This window comes from Dactylosporangium sp. CA-152071 (assembly GCF_050936335.1).
Taxonomy (GTDB): domain Bacteria; phylum Actinomycetota; class Actinomycetes; order Mycobacteriales; family Micromonosporaceae; genus Dactylosporangium; species Dactylosporangium maewongense.
On record NZ_JBNJMZ010000001.1, the window covers coordinates 3,641,768 to 3,661,852 of the forward strand.

The window sequence follows — 20,085 nt, forward strand, 5'->3', positions numbered from 1 at the left end:
AGTGCCATTGAGCCCCTGGCTGTCCCGTCGCGCCCGCTGCGAGCCACGACGCGGTCCCCGTCGAACCCATTGCGGGCCGGGAGCCGCTGCGGGCCGAGACCGGTGCTCGGCGGGTACGCGCGCGGGAGCGGCGGCGGATGGCGGCGGTGTCTGGTCGGCTGGCGTTCAGGGGTCCACTTGTGTCGGGCACGGAGGTGGGTCGGTGCCCGGGCGTTCCGCTCTTCGAGACCGTAACACTGCCGACCAAATCGTGGACACGCGTTGTCATCGCTTGCCGACTCAACTCGATTACGTGCTGGTCAGCATAACTGGGGGGAGGCGGTGGCGGAGGGGGGTGCCGGGGCCTGCGGTGAGGAGGTGGCCGGCGTGGGCGGTCAGGGTGCGGGCGGCGCCGGCGTCGCACACGTCGGTGAAGGCGTGCGGGCGGGGTACCGGTGGGCGGGCGGCGATCCGGTCGTCGCCGGTGATGGCGTACAGGCGGCCGCCGAGGGTGGTCAGGGCGACGCTGCCGCCCGCGGTGCCGATCTGGCGCCAGGCGCCGGTCTCCAGTTCCAGGGCAGGCAGGTACCAGAGGGTGTCGCCGCGGGCGGCGGCGAAGAGGCCGGCGTCGCACAGGGCGAGGCCGCGGGCGCCCCGGGGTGCGTCGGTCACGTCGGTCCACGTCGTGGCGTCGAAGGCCGGGTCTCGGTAGATCAGCCGGCCCGTGGTGGTGAGGGCCCACAGGCCCTGGCGCATCCCGCCGGCGGCCTCGCGGGGGGAGGCCAGGCACAGGACGTCGGGGGCGTCGCCGATACGGTGCCAGGGGAGGTTCTGGCCGCAGGCCTCGCGGGCGAGGAGGGCGCCGTCGGCGTTGACGGCGTAGAGGGCGCCGCCGCAGGCGGTGAGGGCGTGCAGCTCGGCCGGGGGGCCGATGACGGTCCAGCCGGCGGGGGACGTCGCGGTGAAGCGGTCCAGGACGTTGCGGGTGATGCGGTCGACGACGGGGTCGGTGAGGCCCTTGCCCCAGTTGACGGTGGCGGCCGTGAAGACCGTGCCGGCGCCGAGGTCGAAGACGCCCATGGTGGCGGCGCCGCCCTGGCCGTAGCGGCGCCAGTGGCGCAGGTCGGCGGTGGCGAGCACGACGAACGACGGCGGGGTCCCGTCGCGGCCGGTGGCGCGGGGCACCCCGCCGACGTCGGCGATGTCGGCGGCGTCGGTCTCGTAGCCGAGGGTGCCCTGGCCGAACTTGTCGCCGTCGCTGAGGCCGGTGCCGTCGAAGACCCAGTGGTCGGCGAACCTGGCCGTGAACGCCTCCCGGCCGATGACGGCCATGCCGTCGCCCCAGGCGCCGGCGCCGCGGCGGAAGCTGACGCCGGTCATCGCGTTCTCGGGGCGGTTGACCGGGGCGCTGGACCACTCGACGGTGACCCGGCCGGGGTCCACTGTGGACATGGGGTCGGTCGTGGCGTCGCGGTGGCAGACCATGGTGCGGCCCCCGTCCTCCAGGCGCATCTGCCACCAGGCGGTGTTGGCGCCGAAGACCGCGAGGTTGCCGCCACGGCGGACGAAGGCCTCGACGGCGTCGCGCTGCTCCCAGGTCCAGTACTCGTCGTGGGCGCAGACGACGAGGGTGCGGTGGCCGTCGAGGATCGCCGGGTCGAGGTGCAGGTCCAGGTTGGAGCAGTAGTCGACCTCGTACCGCGCGGCCCGCAGCCAGCGCAGCAGCGGCTCTTCCCAGCGCTCCGGCGGTGGCCCGCCACCCGGCCGGTCGAAGCTGACGGCGGCCGCGCGGGTCGGCTCCTCCGCGTAGTAGAGACCTTCGCCCGGCACGCCCGCGCGGTTGTACGCCTGCCACGTCGAGAACGGCACCGACACCAGGATCGGCGCCCGGGCGGCTGCCGGTCGCACCACGAACCAGGCCTCGTCGTCGCCGGCGGCGTTGATCCGTGGCAGGGTGCCCGGAGCGGCGAACGTCGCGCGGTACAGCGACGACGGCCACGACACGGGAACCCGCAGTGTCCACGTCGGACCGTCCACTGTGTCCCGGCACATGACGAGCCCGGTGACGGCGTCGGTGACGACGACGGTCGCGGCGCCGGTCGTCACGAACGTCAGCGCGGCCCCGGCCACGACCGAGGTGGCCCGGGCGTACGCCGAGACGGTGACCGCGGCCCCGTCGGCGACGGTCACAGCAGCCCCGTCAGCGTGGACATCGGCACGTCCGAACCGGCGGCGCGGACCAGCAGCTCCTCGATCGCCCGCAGGTGCGCCTCGATCGCGGCCGGTGGCAGGTACGCGGTGTCGGCCGTGAGCGTGACGACGAGCGCCTGCCCGTCGAGCGTGACGTGCAGGCAGTAGCGGCACGCGACGCGTTCCTGGGTGGCGGGGAAGTCGAAGCGGGTGTCGCGCTGCAGGGCCCTCAGGTCGGTCGCCGTTCTCAGGGGCCGGCCGTCGATGAGCCGCATGTCGTTGAAGCAGCAGTACGGGTGGACCGGCTCGCCCCGGGTGGCTTCCGCGTCGGCGAGCATCGCGTCCCACCCGGCGGGGTCGTAGGCGGCGGCGCGGTACCCGCGCAGGGCCGCCTGCCAGCCGGGGCGCAGCAGCGCGCCGAACGTGGGCCGGTCGACGTCGAGGACGAACAGGCCGTCCTGCGACAGCGTGCTGACGAGGTCGCGGTGCCCGGTGGTGAACCGGTTGCCGACGATCGGCATGACGGCGGTCGTCGGGTGCCCGCCGGCGGCCGCGGCGAGCGCCCCGGCGGCGGTGAGCAGCACGGTGGAGCCGCTGACGCCGTGCTGCGCGGCGAGCGCGTCGACGGCGCCGGGCAGCGCGGTGGAGACGATCCGCCCGGTCCAGTAGCGGGGCGCCTGCGGCGGCGCCGCCGTGGTGGGGAACATGGTGGCGGGGATGCGGCCGAACTGTTCGGCCCAGTACGACAGGGCGGCGGCGCCGCGGCGGTGCCCCTCCGGCGACTGCTGCTCCTCGGCCAGGTCGAGGGGGTTGGTCTCGGGGGCGCGCAGGCCCCGGTCGCCGCGCAGCGCGAGCAGCCGCAGCTCGCGGGCGAGGACCTCGGCGCCGTGGCCGTCGGTGGCGAGGTGGCACAGCACCAGGACCAGGTGGCTGACGGCGCCGCCGCGGGTGACGAGCGCGGCCCGCACCGGCCACTCGGCGCGGTAGTCGAAGGCGGTGCCGGCGAGCGTGTCCCGGGCGCGGGCCGCGGCGGCGGCCGGGTCGTCGCCACCGTCCACCATGGACACGTCGAGGACGCCGGCCGCGGCGAGCACCTGCTCCGGCGTGCCGCCGGTGGAGCCGAGCCGGGTGCGCAGCGCCTCGTGGCGGGCGACGAGCGCGGCCAGGGCGCCGAGGGCGGCGTCGACCGGCACGGTCCGCGGGCCGAGGTCGACGATCCGGTCCAGGTTGAAGTAGTGGTCGTTGGGCACCGTGCGACCGATCGCGTTCCAGATGGCCCGCTGCCCCCACGTCAGCGGGCCAGTGCCCGATCGTCCGCCCGCGAACGGCAGCCGGTGCAGCGTGAGCGGCTCAGTCATCACGCACCGCCCGCTCCTGCACAGTGCCCCCGAGGTCGTCGGCGACCGCCCGCTCCTGCACAGTGCGCACGAGGTCGTCGGCGACGGCCTGCCCCTGCGCGGTGTGCCCGAGGTCGTCGGCGACCGCCTGCTCCTGCACGGTGCGCACGAGGTCGTCGAAGTCGTCGAGGTGCGTGCCGGGCGTGTCCAGGTCGAGCTGGACGCCGAGCTCGTCGTCGAGGGCGTCGACGAGCCGCAGCACGGCGAGGGAGCCGACGCCGAGCGCGGCGAGGGACCCGCCGCCGGTGAGGATCTCCTCGGTGGTGACCTCGCCGTCGGTGGCGGTGCTGACCATCGTCGCGACCCGGTCGCGGAGCGCCGCGTCGACCGGAGGCGCGCTCATCGGGCGGCCAGCCGCTGCCGCAGGCTCAGCGGGCGGATGTCGGTCCACACCTCGTCGATGTGGGCGACGCACTCGTCCCTGGTGCCGGTGAACCCGGTGCGCCGCCAGCCGGCCGGCGGCTCCTCGGCGGCGTTCCACAGCGAGTGCTGCTCCTCGTCGTTGACGACGACGGCGAAGGTGTCGGTCATCGGGCCTCCCGCAGGTCGGCGATCGCGGCGACGACGCCGTCGATCGTTGGGGTGTCGAAGAAGACGTCGAGCGGCACGTCGACGCCGAGACGCTTGCGGATGCGGACCGCGATCTGGGTGATGGTGAGGGAGTGCCCGCCGAGGTCGAACAGGTCCTCGTCGGGCCCGATGTCGTCGATGCGCAGCACCTCCTGCCAGATGGCGGTGACCGTTGCGGTGGTGTCGTCACCGGTACCGGCGGAGCCCCCGGCCACGGCAGCGACGGCGGGACCGGCCGCGGGAGGATCCGCTGGCGCGGGCAGGGCGGCCCGGTCGAGCTTGCCGTTCGGGGTCAGCGGGAAGGCCGGCAGCTCGACGACGGCCGACGGCACCATGTAGCCGGGCAGGGCCTGCGCCACGTGCTCGCGCAGCGCCGCCGGGTCCACGGTGCCGCCGGCGGGCACGACGTAGGCGACGAGGCGGGCTCGGGGGCCGTGCGGGTCGGCGAGGACCACCGCGGCCTGCGCGACCGTGGGGTGGGCGGCGAGCCGGGCCTCGATCTCGCCGGGCTCGATCCGGTGGCCGCGCAGCTTCACCTGGTTGTCGGCCCGGCCGAGGAACTCCAGTCCGGAAGGCCCGCGCCGGACCCGGTCGCCGGTGCCGTAGACGCGGGCGCCGGGCGCGCCGAACGGGTCGGGACGGAACCGGTCCGCGGTCAGGCCGCCCCGGCCGCGGTACCCGTGAGCGACGCCGACCCCGCCGATCCACAGCTCCCCGGCGATGCCGTCGGGGACGGGCCGCAGCGCGTCGTCGAGCACGTGGAGGGTGGTGTTGGCGACGGGCCCGCCGATGGTGACGGGGGCGCCGGGCGCGATGTCGGCGAGGGCGGACCACACGGTGGTCTCGGTCGGCCCGTACGCGTTGACGAGCCGCCGCACGAGCGGGGCGAGCTGGTCCGCGAGGTCCGCCGGCAGGGCCTCGCCGCCGGCGACGGCGACCAGGTCGCCGCGGGTCAGCCCGGCCTCGAGCAGCAGCCGCCAGCCGGACGGGGTGGCCTGCACGTGGGTGACGCCGTGCCGCTCGACGAGCCGCAGCTGGGTGGCGGCGTCGCGGTGCCGGTCCGGCGGCACGAGGACGATCCGGGCGCCGACGGTCAGGGGCAGCAGCAGCTCGACGGTGGAGATGTCGAACGACAGGGACGTGAGGCCGAGCCAGGTGTCGCCGGCGCCGGAGCCGAGGTGGTCGCGCATCGAGTCGACGAGGTTGGTGAGCGCGCCGTGCGGGACGGCGACGCCCTTGGGCTTCCCCGTCGACCCCGAGGTGTAGATGACGTAGGCGACGTCGTCCGCGGCCGGAACGGCGGGCGGGGTGCCGCCGCCGAACAATGCCATGTCGTCCGCGGCCGGGACGGCGGGCGAGGCGGCGCCGGGCAGTGCCACGTCGGCCGAAGTCAGGACGAGGGCGGCGCCGGCGTCGTCGCGGATGAACGCGATCCGCTCCGCCGGGTAGTCCGGGTCGAGCGGCAGGTACGCGGCGCCGGTCTCCAGGACGCCGAGGACCGCGACGAGCAGCTCCGCGGTGCGTGGCAGGGCGATCCCGACGAGGGACCCGGGCCCGATCCCCTGCCGCCGCAGGCGGTCCGCGAGGTCGCCGGCGGCGGCGGCGAGCCGCCCGTAGCCGATCCGCCGGTCCCCGCACACGACGGCCTCGGCGGCGGGGTCGGCGGCGGCCCGGGCGAGGAACCTGTCCACCACGGTGTCCCGCGGCGCGGGGCCGACCGTCGACACGTCCACCGTGGACGGCAGGGCCAGGTCGGCGACAAGGGTCTCGGGGGCGGCGACGGCGGCCGCGAGCAACGCCTGGAACTCCGCCGCGACCTGTTCGGCGGCGAACGATCCCGCGACGAGGTGCAGGCTGCCCTCCACGACCGTGGGGCCCTCGACGAGCTGCAGGTTGGCGGTGCCGCGCACGGCGCCGGGGAACACCAGCCAGTCGACGGTGGTGTCGACGCCGTCGAAGGTGGGCGGTTCGGCCCGCCGCCGGTAGCTGACCGTCAGCGGGGCGAGCGCCGCGCGCGGGGTGAGCCGGACGGCGTGGCTGAGCGGGACGGCGCGGTGCGGGTACAGCTCCCGCAGCTGGGTCCGCAGTGCCCGGGCGAACGCGGCGAACGGCTGCGCGGGGTCCGGCGTGGAGCTGACGGGCAGCTCGTTGACGTGCAGGCCGATCCGCGGCACCGCCCGGTCCGCGGTGGACAGTTCGAGGGCGGTGGTGACGGTGCCGTTGCCGTACCGGCGCAGCAGCGCGTGCCAGGCGGCGAGGAGCAGCTCGAAGTGGGTGATCCCGAGGGTGGCGGCGGTCTCGGCGAGGGCGGCCGTGCCGACGGTGAACGGGACCGCGACGGATTCGGCGCCGGGCGCGGGGTGCCGGAGGCCGGGCAGCTGCGGCGGGAGCGGCTCCTGCCACCGCGTGGCCCAGAACGCGGCCGCGGCGGCGGTGTCCACGATGGACGAAGCTGCCGGCGTGTCCGCGATGGGCAGGGTGCCGCCGTTGTACGCGGTGGCGAGGTCGGCGACGAGGACCTGCTTGGAGGTGCCGTCGAAGACGAGGTGGTGCGCGACCACGCACAGCAGGTGCTCGCCGGGCGCGGTGCGCAGCAGCGTGAACCGGGCCAGCGGCCCGCGGCGCAGGTCGAAAGGCGCCGCGACGAGGTCCGCGACGTCCGCCGCGCCACCGGACCGGACCACGAGGGTGACCTCGGCGCTGCCCGGCGCCAGCGCGACGAGGTCCTCGTCGACGGCCCCGGCCAGCACCGGGTGGCGGGCGACGACCGCGGCGACGGCGGCGCTCAGCCGGTCGACGTCGAGGGCGCCGGTGAACCGGATCGTCACCGCGAGGTGGTAGGCGGGCCCGGCGGGCAGGGTCTGCTCGGTGACCCACACGCCGTGCTGGGCGGGCGTCAACGCGGCTGGGGCGGTCACGGTGGTCACGGTGGTCATCGGCCCGCCCTGTCGTCGTCGGGAAGCTCGGAAGGAGAGGGAGGAGAAGAAAGAGAGGGAGGAGCAGGAGGAGAGGGAGAAGCGGAAGGCTCGAGAAGCTCGCGGAGCGAGCGCTTGAGGACCTTGCCGTTGTCGTTGCGGGGCAGCCGGTCCAGGAACAGCACGCGGCCGGGGATCTCGTGCCCGGCGAGCCGTTCGATCAGGAACGTGCGCAGCTGCGGCGCGGTCAGCGGGCCGTCGGTGACGACCGCGGCGGCGACGGCGGCGCCGAGGACCGGGTGCGGCACGCCGAACGCGGCTGCCTCCCGGACCAGGGGGTGCTCGTGCAGGGCGTGCTCGATCTGCAGCGTCGACACCTTGTGCGCGCCGGACTTGATGACGTCGCGGTCGCGGTCGACGAGGTACAGGTAGCCCTCGTCGTCGAGCCGGCCGACGTCGCCCATCCGGACCCACCGGCCGTGAAAGACCTCCGCCGTGGCCTCGCCGTCGCCGTAGTACGAGCGGGCGGCGACCGGTGAGCGCAGCCACACGTCGCCGGCCTCCCCCACCGGCAGCGGCCGCCGGTCCGGCCCGGCGATCATCAGGTCGGCGGCGACGGTCGGGCGGCCGAGCGCGCCGGGTCGTTCGGGGTCGAACACCATCGACGTCTGCGCCGGGGCGGCCTCGGTCGAGGTGTAGTAGTTCACGATCGTCGCGCCCGGGAACGCGGCGGTGAGCTCCAGGGCGACCGCCGGTGGCAGGGCGGCGGCGGTGGAGCCGATGAGCCGCACCGTGGACAGGTCGTGTGTCCTGTGCACGCCGGCGTGCAGCAGCTCGATCGCCATGGCGGGGACGAGGAACACGGTGCCGACGGCGTGGCGCTCGACGAGCTTCGCGAAGCGGCCGGGGGTGAAGGTGCCGGCGGTGAGGGCGGCGGCGCGGGCGTTGAGCGCGTTGACGAGCATCGTCTGGCCGGCGTTGCTGCCGACGGGGAACGCGTGCAGGAAGTGCGCGGAGTGCGCGAGCGGGCGGCGGCGCGGGTCGAGGGTGCAGCCGTGGGCGAGGTTGGCGTGGTTGGCACCGACGCCCTTCGGCACGCCCGTGGTGCCCGATGTGTAGAGGATCTGCGCCAGGTCCCGCGGCGAGGGCGGCGGCCCGTCGAAGGTCCCGCCACCGAGGTCGGCCAGGGCCGCGGCCCAGACGCCATCGGGGAACGGGACCGCGCCTGCGGAGGGCGGGGCCGCGCCGGCGGAGGGCGGGGCCGCGCCGGCGGGGTGCAGGACCGCGCGGGCGCCGCTGTGGGTGAGCACGTGGCGGACCTCGGCGGGGGCGAGCCGGTCCGACATCGGCACGGCGACGAGCCCGGCGCGCAGGACGCCGGTGAACGCGACGGCGTACTCGTGCCAGCCGCCGGTGCCGTAGTGCAGCGCGACCCGGTCGCCGGGCGCGAGGCCGCGGTCGCGGAGCCCGGCGGCGACCGCCCCGGCGCGGGTGTGCCACTCGCCGAACGTGACCCGCTCGTCCCCGGCGACGAGCGCGACCCGGTCCGGTTCGCTCGAAGCGCGATGGGCGAGCAGCTCCACCAGGGTCGCCGGCACCGCCGGCGCCCGTCCGCCCGCCCTGGGGGCGGGGATGGCCGCGGAAGTGGTGGTCATCGGGCCGGCTCCAGCCGCCGGGCGTCCTCAGGAGCGGACTGGTCGCGGCGGCGCAGCTCCTGGATGCCGACGAGGTCGTCGGGCAGGGCGTCGGGCACGTCGGCGTCGAAGCGGCGCAGCACCGGGATCCGCAGCCCGGCGGCGACCATCGCGGCCATCGCGAGCCCGAACACGACGTACATGAGGGCGATCCCCCGGCCGGGCCCGGTGCCGATGACCGCGCCGACGGTCCCGGCGAGCGCGCCGCCGGGGGCGAGGAGCGGCTCGAAGAGCTTCGTGCCGAGGGGCGCGACGATGCCGTGGCCGATCGGCAGCGTCGACCAGGCGACCATGGTGTTCAGGGCGAAGACCCGGCCGTGGTACCGCTGCGGCACCTTCACCTGCACGATCGTGGTGTAGACGCCGTTGACGAGCGACAGCGCCGCGGAGAGGCCGAAGGCGCAGGCGCCGACGACCCACACGCTCGCGTGGGTGCCGCCGAGGACGGCGGCGGCGGCGAGGAGGGCGGCGAGGCCGAGCATGCCGCGCAGCCGCTGCCGGCGGGGGCCGCCCCAGAAGCCCATGGCGATGCCGCCGACGATGACGCCGGCGCCGCCGCACATGGCGACCCGCGCGGCCGTGCCGAGGTCGGCGAAGGACAGCACGAGCGGGGTCATGAGCAGGAACAGCGGGGCGAGGAAGATGTTCAGCCCGGCGAACCACAGCAGCATGGCCCGGAAGCCGCGGTGATGCCACGAGTAGGCGAAGCCGTGCCGGATCTCCGCGAGGAGCGTCTCGCGGCGCCGCCACGGCAGGGTCCGCGGGAACTTCACGACGGCGAGGACGGTGATCGCGACGGTGTAGCTGAGCACGTCGATGACGAGGATGCCGCGCAGGCCGATACCGGCCATGAGCCCGACGGCGATCAGCGGCACGACGAAGGCGCTGACGCCGCCGGCGAGCTGGACGATGCCGTTGGCGTGGCCGAGGTACTGCTTCGGCACGAGCTGCGGGACCGCGGAGGCGTACGCGAGCCGCTGGAACGTCAGCGCGATCGACAGGGCGGCGAGCAGCGGGTAGATGTGCCACGGGACGAGCGCGCCGGCGACGAGCAGGGCGAGCAGCGCGGCCTGGGTGGCGCCGGCGGCGATGTCACCGGCGAGCATCACCTTGCGCCGGTCGAACCGGTCGACGATCGCGCCGGCGACGGGCCCGGCGAGGATGCCGGGGAGCATGCCGATGACGGCGTAGAGGGCGTACCGGGCGACGGACCCGGTCTCCAGGTAGATCCAGATCGGCAGGGCGAACTCGGTGAGCGCGGAGCCGGTGATGGAGACGAGCTGGCTGAGCGCGACGATGAGGAACCGCGCCATCCCGGGCTGCGCGACGGGTTTCGCCGCGGCCGGGTCGGCGGGTGCGGGTGCCGCGGCGCCGGTGCCGTGCAGCCACCACGACGTGTCCCCCGCCGTCGCCGGCAGCACGTCCGCGGGTGCGGGGCCGCCGGGGGCGAGCGTCGGGTGGGTGCGGCTGACGATGTCGGCGAGCTCCTTCGCCCGGTACTTGAGGAAGAAGTGCCCGGCCTCGTCGAGGAGCACGAGCGCGACCCGGTCGGAGACGAGCAGCCACTCCTTGTACCGCTCCTGGTAGAAGTCGGCGGCGGGGTCGCGGGTGCCCATGACGGACACGATCGGCGCGCGGAGGCGGGCCGCCGCATGACCACCGCCGCCGTCGAGGGTGGCGGTGAAGTACTCCTCGGCGGCGACGGAGTCGCGGCGCATGTTGCCGATGATGAACTGCTTCTGGGTGTCGTCGAGGTCTGCGACGTCGGCGCCCATCGACGTGAGCCAGTTCTCGTAGACCCGGTTGCCGAGCAGCGGTTCGAGGGCCGCGAACCGGCTCAGGGCGCTCAGCACGCGGCTGCGCGGGCGGGCGAACGGGAACTGGGCGCCGATGTAGACCGCTTCGAGGTCCCGGCCGGCGTTCTCGAGGCGGCGGGCGACGGCGACGATGAGGGCGCTGCCGACGCCGCAGTGGCCGTACAGGGCGATCGGGCCGCTGACGCGCTCCTGGATCTCGCCGGCGACGCGGTCGGCGAGCTCCTCGAAGGGCAGTCGTTCCTCGGTGAGGCCGACGTCGTGCCCGGGGATCGCGACGGACCAGAGGGCGTGCCCGGCCGGCAGCGCGTCGGCGAGGGGCTGGTAGACGACGGCGCTGCCGCCGCCGTACGGGACGCAGACCAGCGACAGGTCCGGCCGGCCGCCCTGCTTCGTGAGCCGGTGCAGCAGCCGCCGCGGGCCGCGGTCCTCCTCGGACATTGACGCGAACGCGGCCAGCTCGCGGATCGTCTTGAGGGTGAACACGTCCATGACGCTGACCGGCTGCCCGATGCCGTCCAGCTGCTTGCGGGCGCGGGCGACGACCTGGGTGGCGAGCAGCGAGTGCCCGCCGAGGTCGAAGAAGTCGTCGTCGACGCCGACGGACGGCAGTCCGAGGACGTCGGCCCAGATGGCGGCGAAGACCAGCTCCGCCGGGGTCGTCGGCGGGGCCGACTCGGAGCCGCTCGCGGCCGCGACGGGTGCCGGGAGGGCGCGGCGGTCGAGCTTGCCGCTGGGACCGAGCGGGAGCCGGTCGAGGCCGACGTACGCGCTGGGCACCATGTAGTCGGGCAGGCTCGCCTTCAGCGCCGACTTCAGCGCCGGCGCGTCCGGCTCGGCGACCCCGGTGAGGTAGGCGACGAGCCGCTTGTCGCCGGGCCGGTCCTCGCGGACGGTGACGGCGGCCTCGGTCACGCCGGGCTGGGCGCGCAGGGCGGCCTCGATCTCGCCGAGCTCGATCCGCAGCCCGCGGAGCTTCACCTGGTGGTCGATGCGGCCGAGGAACTCGATGGTGCCGTCGGTGCGCCAGCGGGTGAGGTCGCCGGTGCGGTACAGCCGGCCGCCGGGCGGCCCGAACGGGTCGGGGACGAACCGGGTGGCGGTGAGCCCGGGCCGGTCGTGGTAGCCCAGCGCCAGGCCGACGCCGCCGATGTGCAGCTCGCCGGGGACGCCGGGCGGCACCGGCTGGCCGGCGGGGTCGAGGACGTAGAGGCGGATGTTCTGGATCGGCGCGCCGATCGGGACCGTGTCCAGGTCGCCGGAGCACCGGAAGGCGGACACGTCGACGGCGGCCTCGGTCGGGCCGTACAGGTTCCACAGCTCGGTGCCGGGCAGCGCGGCGGCGAAGGCGCGGACGGCGTCGAGCGGGAGCTCCTCGCCGCTGCAGACGACCCGGCGGAGGCCGGTGCAGGCGGCGACGCCGTCCTCGGCGAGGAACATGGCGAGCATCGACGGCACGAAGTGGGTGGTGGTGACGCCTTCCCGCACGATCAGGTCGCGCAGGTAGGCGGCGTCCTTGTGCCCGCCGGGCTTGGCAAGGACGAGCCGCGCGCCGGTGATGAGCGGCCAGAAGAACTCCCACACCGACACGTCGAAGCTCGCCGGGGTCTTCTGGAGCACGACGTCGGTGCCGTCGAGCCGGTAGGTGCGCTGCATCCAGTCGAGGCGGTTGACGATGCCGCGGTGCGTGTTCGGCACGCCCTTCGGCTTCCCCGTCGACCCCGACGTGTAGATCATGTACGCGACGTCGCCGGCCTCGGGCGCGTCCGGCACGGGCGGGAGCTTCCGGGCGAACGCCGACGGGTCGTCGAGGAAGATGACGGTCGCGGTCGTGTCCGGCACGGGCAGCCGGGACTGGGTCAGCAGCACCGGTGCGTCGGCGTCGGCGAGCATGAACGCGAGCCGGTCCGGCGGGTAGTCGGGGTCGAGCGGCACGTAGGCGGCACCGGCCTTGAGCACGCCGAGGAGGCCGACGACGAGGTCGGTGGAGCGTTCGGCGCTGACCGCGACGAGCCCGCCGGGGCCGGCGCCCTCGACGCGCAGCCGGCGGGCGACCCGGTCGGCGGCGGCCTCCAGCTCGCGGTAGGTGAGGCGCCGGTCCTGGAACTGCACGGCGACGGCGTCGGGGGTCCGGGCGGCCTGCGCGGCGATGAGCCCGGGCAGGGTCGCACCGTCCGGGAAGTCGGCGGCGGTGTCGTTCCAGCGGTGCAGCACCTGGTCGCGCTCGTCCGCCTCCAGCAGGTCCACGGTGGACACCGGCAGGCCGGGCCGGGCGACGACGGCGCGCAGCAGCTTGTCCAGGTGCCGGCCGAGGCGGGCGATGGTGGCCTCGTCGAACAGGTCGACGTTGTAGTTGAACGCCCCGCGCAGCCCGCTCGGGTCCTCCATGACGAACAGTTCGAGGTCGAAGCGGGTGCCGGTGGCGCGCAGCCCGAACGGGGTGACGTCGAGCGGGCCGGTGCCCCCGGCGAGGTTGGCGGCGGCGTAGTTCTGCACCGCGAGGACGGCCTGGAACACCGGTGAGCGGCTCACGTCGCGGGGCACGTTGAGCTCGGAGACCAGCTGCGCGAAGGGCAGCTCCTGGTGCGCGTACGCGGACAGGCACGTCTCGCGGGTGCGCTCGATCAGCTCGTCGAACGTGGGGTCGCCGTCGAGGCGGGCCCGCATCGCGAGGACGTTGACGAACATGCCGATGAGCCGTTCGAGCTCCGGCTCGGGCCGCCCGGCGATGGGTGAGCCGACGGCGAAGTCCCGCTGGCCGCTGTGCCGGGACAGCACGACCTGGAAGGCGGCGAGCAGCACCATGTAGACGGTGGCGCCGTGGGCCTTGGCGAGGCGGGTGAGCCCGTCGAGGAGCTCCCGGTCGATGTCGAAGCCGTACCCGGCGCCCTCGAACGTCTGCCGCTTCGGGCGCGGCCGGTCGGTGGGCAGCGCGAGGGGTTCGACGCCGGCGAGCTCGGTGCGCCAGTAGTCCACCTCGCGGGCGAGCGCGTCGCCGGTGAGCCGCCCGCGCTGCCAGGCGGCGAAGTCGCCGTACTGGACGGGCAGCGGCGGCACGGGTGACGGGACGCCGGCGGCGTGCGCGTCGTAGCCGGCGAGGACCTCGCCGACGAGCACCTCGCTGGACCAGCCGTCGCTGATGCTGTGGTGGGTGACGAGCAGCAGCACGTGGTCGTCGGCGGCCATGCGGACCAGCAGCGCGTGCAGCAGCGGGCCGTGGACGAGGTCGAAGAGCCGGCCGACGGCCTCGTCGACGATCCTGGCGGCGGCGTCCTCGCCGGCGGCGTCGACGACCGTCAGCGTGACCGGCCCCGGTTCGGCGAGCTCCAGGACGGGCCGGCCGTCGTCGGTGACGGGGTAGCGGGTGCGCAGCGACTCGTGCCGGGCGACGACGTCGTCGAGCGAGCGGGCGAGCGCGGCCTCGTCGAGGGCGCCGCGCAGCCGGCGGGCGACCGGGATGTGGTAGGCGGCGGTCCCGGGCGCGAACTGCTCCATGAACCAGAGTCGTTCCTGGGCGAACGACAGGGGCGGGACGGTGCCTTCGGGCCGGGCCGGGACGGTGGGCCCGGTCTCGGCCGGGCGTCTGCGCAGTCGTGCGGTGAGCAGTGCCCGCTTGGTGGCGGACAGGTCTTCCACGGTCATAACTGATCCCCCGTGAGCATGTGCCGTGCAGTCTCTTCGTCCATCGCCTCGATCTCGGCGATGAGCAGCGCCTCGACGGCCTGGGCGAACCCGGCGACGGTGCGGTGGGTGAACAACGTGCGGATCGGGACGCCCAGGTCGACGGCGGCGCGGACCCGGGCGACCATGCGGGTGGCGAGCAGCGAGTGGCCGCCGAGGTCGAAGAAGTCGTCGTGCGCGCCGACCTTCTCCACGCCGAGCACCTCGGCCCAGACCCCGGCGACGAGGTCCTCGGCGTCGGTGCGGGGCGCGACGTAGCCGGCCGACGAGCGGACCTCGGGATCCGGGAGGGCGGCCTTGTCGAGCTTGCCGTTGACGGTCAGCGGCAGGGCTTCCAGCGGCACGACCGCCGTCGGCACGAGGTGCGCCGGCAGCGTCGCGGCAAGCGCTTGCCGCACGGCCGACGGGTCCAGTGACGCCGGTGTCACGTAGCCGATGAGGGCGTCGGTGCGGGCGACGACGGCGGCCTGGCCGACATCCGGCAGCGCCAGGAGGGCGGCGGTGACCTCGCCGGGTTCGATGCGGTAGCCGCGGACCTTGACCTGCTCGTCGAGCCGGCCGAGGAACTCCAGCTGCCCGTCGGGGCGCCACCGGACGCGGTCGCCGCTGCGGTACCGGCGGGCGCCGGGCGGGCCGTCGGGGTCGGGTTCGAACGCCTCGGCGGTGCGGCCGGACCGGCCGAGGTAGCCGTGGGCGAGGCCGGCGCCGCCGATGCGCAGCTCCCCGGGGACGCCGGGCGGCACGCGGCGGCCGTGCCGGTCGGTGACGGCGAGGGTGGTGTTCCACAGTGGACGGCCGATCGGCGGCCGGTCGCCGGACCGGTCGCCGGTGAGGTCCGCGGCGGTGGCGATGATGGTCGTCTCGGTGGGGCCGTAGGAGTTGACGAGGCGGACCCGGTCGCCGAAGGCCGCGGTCCACTGGGCGACGGCGGCCGCCTCGACCTGGTCGGCGCCGAGGATGACCAGGCGCAGCCCGGCCGGCCACGGCACGCCGCCGAGGTCGTCGACCAGGCGGTGCCAGTACGGCGTCGGCAGGTCCAGGACGGTGACGCCCGCCCCGGCCGGGGACGCGAGGAAGTCGGGCAGGTCGGCGTCGGCGAAGACCACGGTGCCGCCGGCGGTCAGCGCCGGCCACAGCTCCTCGGCGTGCGTGTCGAAGCTCAGCGCCGCGAACTGGGCGACGGTGTCGGCGGCGGTGATGCCGTAGCCGTCGCGCATCCAGGCGGCGCGGGCGGCCAGGGCCCGGTGCGGGACCAGGACCCCCTTCGGGGTGCCGGTGGAGCCGGAGGTGTAGATGACGTAGGCGGCGTCCTCGGGGTCCGGGGCCACGGGCGCGGCGGCGCCGGTCGCCGTCACCGGGATCGTCCGGACGCCGTCGAAGTGCTGCCCGTCGGTCACGACGACGCCCGCGCCGCTGTCGGCGACCATGAAGGCGAGGCGGGCCGGCGGGTACGACGGGTCGAGCGGCAGGTAGGCGGCGCCGGCCCGCCAGGCGGCGAGCATCGCGACGACGGCCTCGGGGCCGCGGGGCAGGCAGACGCCGACGATCCCGGGCGCGCCCGCCTCCCGCAGGGCGCCCGCCAGGCGGCCCGACGCGTCCCAGAGCTGCGCGTAGGTCATGCCGTCGAGGGCGGCCTTGTCCGGGTGCCCGGCCGCCCGGGACGCGACCCCGTCCAGGACGGTGCCGGTCGGCGATTCGCCGGTCGTACCGGCGAAGACCGCGGAGCTCAGGAACACCTCGTCGGCCTCGGTGAGGACCGGCAGGTCACGGACCGGGGTGTCGGGGGCGGCGACCGCGGCGCGCAGCAGCACCTCGAAGCGCTCGGCGAGGGCGGCGACCGTCCCGGGGCGGAACAGGTCGCTGCGGTAGCCGAAGACGCAGACGAGCTCGTCGCCGGAGCGCCAGACGTCGAGCATCACGTCGACCTTCGTCTGCGCGTGGCCGCCGTCGATCTCCACCGCGGTCAGCGGGCCGAACGCGTGCGGCCCGCCGTGCCGGTCGCCGTCCTGGCTGTGGACGGTGAGCAGGGTCTGGAACAGCGGGTTGCGCGACAGGTCCCGCTCGACCCGCAGCTCGTCGAGGAGCCGCTCGAACGGCATGTCCTGGTGCGAGAACGCGCCGAGCGCGGTCCGGCGGGTGGCCTTCAGCAGGTCCCGGAACGTGCCGCCGCCGCTGAGGTCGGCGCGCATGACGAGGGTGTTGGAGAAGTAGCCGACGAGCGGCTCCAGGTCGGGGTCGTTGCGGCCGGCGACCGGCACGCCGACGCTGACGTCGTCCTGGCCGGTGTGCCGCTGGAGCAGCAGCTGGTAGGCGGCGAGCAGCACCATGAACGAGCTGACCCGCTGCTCGCGGGCGAAGGCGTCCAGCGCCGCGGCGCCTGGGACCCGGCGGGTGTGGAAGGCGCCGTCGGACGTCTTCGAGGTGGGCCGCCGCAGGTCGGGCTGCAGTTCCAGCGCGGCGGCGCCGGCGAGCTGCTCGCGCCAGAATGTAGTGTCCTGCTCGGCGCCGGCGGCGCGCTGGGCCCGCGCGTAGACGGCGTACGTGGTGGGCAGCGGCGGCTCGTCGAAGGTGCCGGCGTAGCGGCGGGCGAGCTCGTCGCGCAGCACGTTGAGCGACCAGCCGTCGGCGACGATGTGGTGCACGACGAGACTGAGCACGCGCTCGTCACCGACAGTGACCAGCGTGGCACGCAACAGCGGGCCCTCGGCGAGGTCGAACGGGGCGTTGCTGCGCTCGGCGAGCAGCGCGGCGAGGTCCTCCTCGGCGCAGGCGACCTCGTCCAGGACGGGGGCCGGGCCGGCCGTCGCGAACGGGCGGCCGTCGACGGCCGGGAACCTGGTGCGCAGCGTCTCGTGCCGCTGGGCCAGCCCGTCCAGCGCGGCGCGCAGCCTGGCCGGGTCGAGCTCACCGGCGAGCCGCAGCACCAGCGGGATGTTGTAGGAGGCGTCACCTGGGTCGAGCTGGTCCAGGAACCAGAGCCGTTCCTGCCCAAAAGACAAAGCTCCCGACACGAGTCCCCCTCTCGTCGGCGTGACCATCGGTAAGGTACGAGTCGATACGTAAACTGTCAACAATCCTTACGATTAACCTAGTGAATCGACGACGATGAGCCCGTCGATGCCGGGACGCGCCGAGGCGGGCCCGCATCGTCGCGCGGCGGTACGATGAGGGCCGGTTCGGACATGAGCCGCGGGCGCGACAGCGCCCACTCCGTGCACGGGCCGAGTGGGTCGGCCGTGAGCTCCGAGGAATGCGCTTCATGTCCGCGTATCGATCCGTCGACCGACCAGACATCCCTCCTGCGGTGGCGCCGCGGACCCAGCCGCGGACCCAGCCGCGGACCCAGCCGCAGACGGAGCCACAGACGAAGCCGCTGCGGCTGAGCGGGTCGGCGGCCCGGGCGAGTGCGAGGGTCGCCGCGGAGGCGAGCCGGGCGGCCGCCGGGCAGGCGCGGCTGGCCTCCGCGATGCTGCGGGAGCGGCAGCGGGAGGTCGCGGCGGCCCGGGCCCGGCTGCTGGAGCTCTTCGAGCAGGTGGCCCCCCGCCTCGCCCGCGCGCCCGGCTCCTTCCCTGCGGGGGCGGCCACCCGCGTCCCACCCGCCGGCGAGAACACCTCGCCACCGCCCGGGCAGGACCGGCGGTCATCGACCCAGGCGTGATCGACTCGGGGTGATTGCTGCGATTCGGCGGCCATCCGCGGGTATCACCTCTTCAAGCGCCCCGGCGAGAGGGAGACTTGAGGGAGCGCGCGGCGCGACCGCCCCGCGTGCCGCCACAGGGAGTCAGATGGACCTGACGATCACGGTGTCATCCCAGCGCGACGAGGACCTCGTGGAGGTCGCCGGCTCGGTCGACTACGCGACCGTGCCGTACGTGCGGCAGGTGCTGTTCGAGCTGTTCGACGCCGGACGGTGCCGGATCGTCCTCGACGCCTCCCAGCTGCGGGTCATCGACGCCGCGTCGATCAGGAACCTGCTGTGGCTGCGCGAGCGCGCCGGGCAGCTCGGCGGCGAGCTGCGGCTGGTGGGCGCGACCGGCGCCGCGCTGACCGCGCTGGAGATCACCGGGGTCGCGAAGCAGTTCGGGGCGCACGACCGGGTCTGCCGGTCCGAGCGGGCCGACCGGCGCGTCGTCGACCTCGGCAGCCTGCGCCCCGGTCCCGACCAGTGGCCCATCGAGGTGACCGGCCTGCTCGACCGGCTGCACGCGATGCCGGCCGGCGGGCCCGACCACGGCCGGGCCCGCGGGTCGATCATCGAGCTGTGCCTGCCCGCCGCGCACCGGCTGGCGCGGCGCTACGCCGGTGCCGGGGAGCACCTCGACGAGCTCACGCAGATCGCGTCGCTCGCGCTGGTCAAGGCCGTCGACGGCTTCGACTCGTCCCGCGGGGTGGAGTTCGGTGCGTACGCGACGCCGACCATCGTCGGCGATCTCAAGCGGTTCTTCCGCGACCAGACCCCGGGCATCAGGATGCCGCGCCGGCTGCAGGAGCTGCGCCTCGCCGCGGGACTCGCCCGCGACGACCTCACCCAGCGGCTCGGCCGCTCGCCGACCGCCGCCGACGTCGCCGCGGACCTGGGCGTCGGCGACGAGGAGGTCGTGGAGATGCTCGGCGCGACGTTCGCGGACCGGCCGCTGTCGCTGAACGCGCCGGGCCCCGGGTCCGACTTCGACAACGCGACGCTGATCGACGCCCTCGGCGGCGACGACCCGGCGTTCGACCTGGTGGAGTACCGCAGCTCGATCGCGGTCGTCATGGCCGAGCTGCCGGAGCGCGCCCGGCGGATCATCGGCCTGCGCTTCTACGGCAACCTCACCCAGGCGGAGATCGCCCGCGAGCTCGGCCTGTCGCAGATGCAGGTCTCGCGGCTGCTGCAGCAGACGCTCGACCTGCTGCGCCGACGGCTGACGGAGTGAGCACGGTGGCCGCCCCGAGGGCCGTCGTCGTGGTCGGCGCGTCCGCGGGCGGCGTCGAGGCGCTGCGGACGCTGATCGCCGGCCTGCCCGCCGGCCTGCCGGCCGCGGTCTGCGTGACCCTGCACATCCCGCCGACCATGGTCAGCGCCCTGCCACGGATCCTGTCGCGGGCCGGCGCCCTGCCCGCCAGCCATCCGCCCGACGGCGCGCAGCTGCTGGCCGGTCACGTGTACGTGGCACCCGCCGACCGGCACCTGCTGCTCGACGGCGACCACGTCCGGCTGTCGCCGGATCCGCAGGAGCACGGGCACCGGCCGGCGATCGACCCGCTGTTCCGGTCGGCGGCGCGGCACTGGGGGCCGCTGGTCGCCGGGGTGGTGCTGTCGGGCAGCGGCGACGACGGCACCGGCGGGCTGCGGGCGGTCGTGGCCCGTGGCGGTGCGGCCTTCGCGCAGGCACCGCAGGAGGCGCTGTTCCCGCGGATGCCCCGCAATGCGGCCGAGCGCGTCTCCGGCTGCCACGTCCTGCCGGTGGCCCGCCTCGCCCCCGCGCTGGCGGCCTTCGCCGCGGCTGTCGACGACGACGGCGTCACGCGTCCGGACCCGCCGCCCACCGAGCCGCCGCGATCGGTGCCCGGCCTGCCGGACCTGCCGGCGGGGGTGACGGACGCGCTCCGGGTGGCGGTGCGCAGTCTCGAGGAGAAGGCCGAGCTGAGCGAGCGCATGTCGGCGACGGCGCTGGACCGCGGCAGCGCCACGACCGCCGAGCGCTACCGGAGGGCCGGCGCCGAGGCGTCCCGCGCCGGCGCGGTGATCCGCGAGCTGATCATCCGGATCGGCGCCGCCGGGCAGTAACGCGACGCGCCCTGTGGCGACCGTGTCGACGCCGGCCCCTGGCGGTACGGTTCGTCGGTGGCGGCTCTACGGAAG

General features: G+C 75.2%; 11 protein-coding genes. 3 read left to right on the forward strand and 8 right to left on the reverse strand.

What is annotated here, in order from left to right; all coding sequences use genetic code 11:
* Window positions 1-288: 288 nt before the first annotated feature.
* From ACQEVZ_RS16255 to ACQEVZ_RS16290, 8 genes are read right to left on the reverse strand one after another with little or no spacing between them, the layout of a single operon-like run.
* A complete protein-coding gene (locus tag ACQEVZ_RS16255) occupies window positions 289-2,169 on the reverse strand; it encodes a N,N-dimethylformamidase beta subunit family domain-containing protein (RefSeq protein WP_433367145.1) in 1,881 nt (626 codons plus the stop codon).
* Window positions 2,166-3,527: a condensation domain-containing protein gene (locus ACQEVZ_RS16260; RefSeq protein WP_433367148.1), complete on the reverse strand. Its 1,362-nt coding sequence runs from the start codon at window positions 3,525-3,527 to the stop codon at window positions 2,166-2,168. Before ACQEVZ_RS16260 ends, ACQEVZ_RS16255 begins: the two co-directional genes overlap by 4 nt.
* Window positions 3,520-3,909: a hypothetical protein gene (locus tag ACQEVZ_RS16265; protein ID WP_433367151.1), complete on the reverse strand. Its 390-nt coding sequence runs from the start codon at window positions 3,907-3,909 to the stop codon at window positions 3,520-3,522. Before ACQEVZ_RS16265 ends, ACQEVZ_RS16260 begins: the two co-directional genes overlap by 8 nt.
* Window positions 3,906-4,097 (reverse strand): MbtH family protein, encoded by a 192-nt coding sequence (locus ACQEVZ_RS16270; protein WP_344502904.1) that lies wholly within the window; start codon window positions 4,095-4,097, stop codon window positions 3,906-3,908. The genes ACQEVZ_RS16265 and ACQEVZ_RS16270 overlap by 4 nt, the downstream gene beginning before the upstream one ends.
* The gene (locus tag ACQEVZ_RS16275; protein WP_433367154.1) at window positions 4,094-7,072 is read right to left on the reverse strand and encodes an amino acid adenylation domain-containing protein; all 2,979 of its coding nucleotides are present in this window, start codon (window positions 7,070-7,072) and stop codon (window positions 4,094-4,096) included. The genes ACQEVZ_RS16270 and ACQEVZ_RS16275 overlap by 4 nt, the downstream gene beginning before the upstream one ends.
* Window positions 7,069-8,706, reverse strand: a complete 1,638-nt coding sequence (locus ACQEVZ_RS16280; protein WP_433367157.1) for a class I adenylate-forming enzyme family protein — start codon at window positions 8,704-8,706, stop codon at window positions 7,069-7,071. The genes ACQEVZ_RS16275 and ACQEVZ_RS16280 overlap by 4 nt, the downstream gene beginning before the upstream one ends.
* On the reverse strand, window positions 8,703-14,201 hold the full coding sequence (locus tag ACQEVZ_RS16285; RefSeq protein ID WP_433367160.1) for an amino acid adenylation domain-containing protein: 5,499 nt from the start codon (window positions 14,199-14,201) through the stop codon (window positions 8,703-8,705). Before ACQEVZ_RS16285 ends, ACQEVZ_RS16280 begins: the two co-directional genes overlap by 4 nt.
* Window positions 14,198-17,251 carry an amino acid adenylation domain-containing protein gene (locus ACQEVZ_RS16290; protein WP_433367163.1) on the reverse strand — a complete coding sequence of 1,018 codons (3,054 nt, stop codon included), beginning with the start codon at window positions 17,249-17,251 and terminating at the stop codon, window positions 14,198-14,200. The genes ACQEVZ_RS16285 and ACQEVZ_RS16290 overlap by 4 nt, the downstream gene beginning before the upstream one ends.
* A gap of 248 nt (window positions 17,252-17,499) precedes the next feature.
* On the opposite strand from ACQEVZ_RS16290, the gene ACQEVZ_RS16295 reads away from it, so the two are divergent.
* The 3 genes from ACQEVZ_RS16295 to ACQEVZ_RS16305 all read left to right on the forward strand — a co-directional run bounded on the left by ACQEVZ_RS16295 (window position 17,500) and on the right by ACQEVZ_RS16305 (window position 20,010).
* Window positions 17,500-17,898 carry a hypothetical protein gene (locus ACQEVZ_RS16295; RefSeq protein ID WP_433367166.1) on the forward strand — a complete coding sequence of 133 codons (399 nt, stop codon included), beginning with the start codon at window positions 17,500-17,502 and terminating at the stop codon, window positions 17,896-17,898.
* Window positions 17,899-18,025: 127 nt separating this feature from the next.
* Window positions 18,026-19,156 carry a sigma-70 family RNA polymerase sigma factor gene (locus ACQEVZ_RS16300; RefSeq protein WP_433367169.1) on the forward strand — a complete coding sequence of 377 codons (1,131 nt, stop codon included), beginning with the start codon at window positions 18,026-18,028 and terminating at the stop codon, window positions 19,154-19,156.
* A 5-nt stretch (window positions 19,157-19,161) separates the two neighbouring features.
* The gene (locus tag ACQEVZ_RS16305; RefSeq protein WP_433367171.1) at window positions 19,162-20,010 is read left to right on the forward strand and encodes a chemotaxis protein CheB; all 849 of its coding nucleotides are present in this window, start codon (window positions 19,162-19,164) and stop codon (window positions 20,008-20,010) included.
* The last annotated feature ends 75 nt before the right edge of the window (window positions 20,011-20,085 follow it).

Bases quoted from the DNA above. Each gene is read 5' to 3' on its own strand.
- ACQEVZ_RS16260 (WP_433367148.1), bottom strand. From the start codon at position 3,527: ATGACTGAGCCGCTCACGCTGCACCGGCTGCCGTTCGCGGGCGGACGA.
- ACQEVZ_RS16265 (WP_433367151.1), bottom strand. From the start codon at position 3,909: ATGAGCGCGCCTCCGGTCGACGCGGCGCTCCGCGACCGGGTCGCGACG.
- ACQEVZ_RS16270 (WP_344502904.1), bottom strand. From the start codon at position 4,097: ATGACCGACACCTTCGCCGTCGTCGTCAACGACGAGGAGCAGCACTCG.
- ACQEVZ_RS16275 (WP_433367154.1), bottom strand. From the start codon at position 7,072: ATGACCACCGTGACCACCGTGACCGCCCCAGCCGCGTTGACGCCCGCC.
- ACQEVZ_RS16280 (WP_433367157.1), bottom strand. From the start codon at position 8,706: ATGACCACCACTTCCGCGGCCATCCCCGCCCCCAGGGCGGGCGGACGG.
- ACQEVZ_RS16285 (WP_433367160.1), bottom strand. From the start codon at position 14,201: ATGACCGTGGAAGACCTGTCCGCCACCAAGCGGGCACTGCTCACCGCA.
- ACQEVZ_RS16295 (WP_433367166.1), top strand. From the start codon at position 17,500: ATGTCCGCGTATCGATCCGTCGACCGACCAGACATCCCTCCTGCGGTG.
- ACQEVZ_RS16300 (WP_433367169.1), top strand. From the start codon at position 18,026: ATGGACCTGACGATCACGGTGTCATCCCAGCGCGACGAGGACCTCGTG.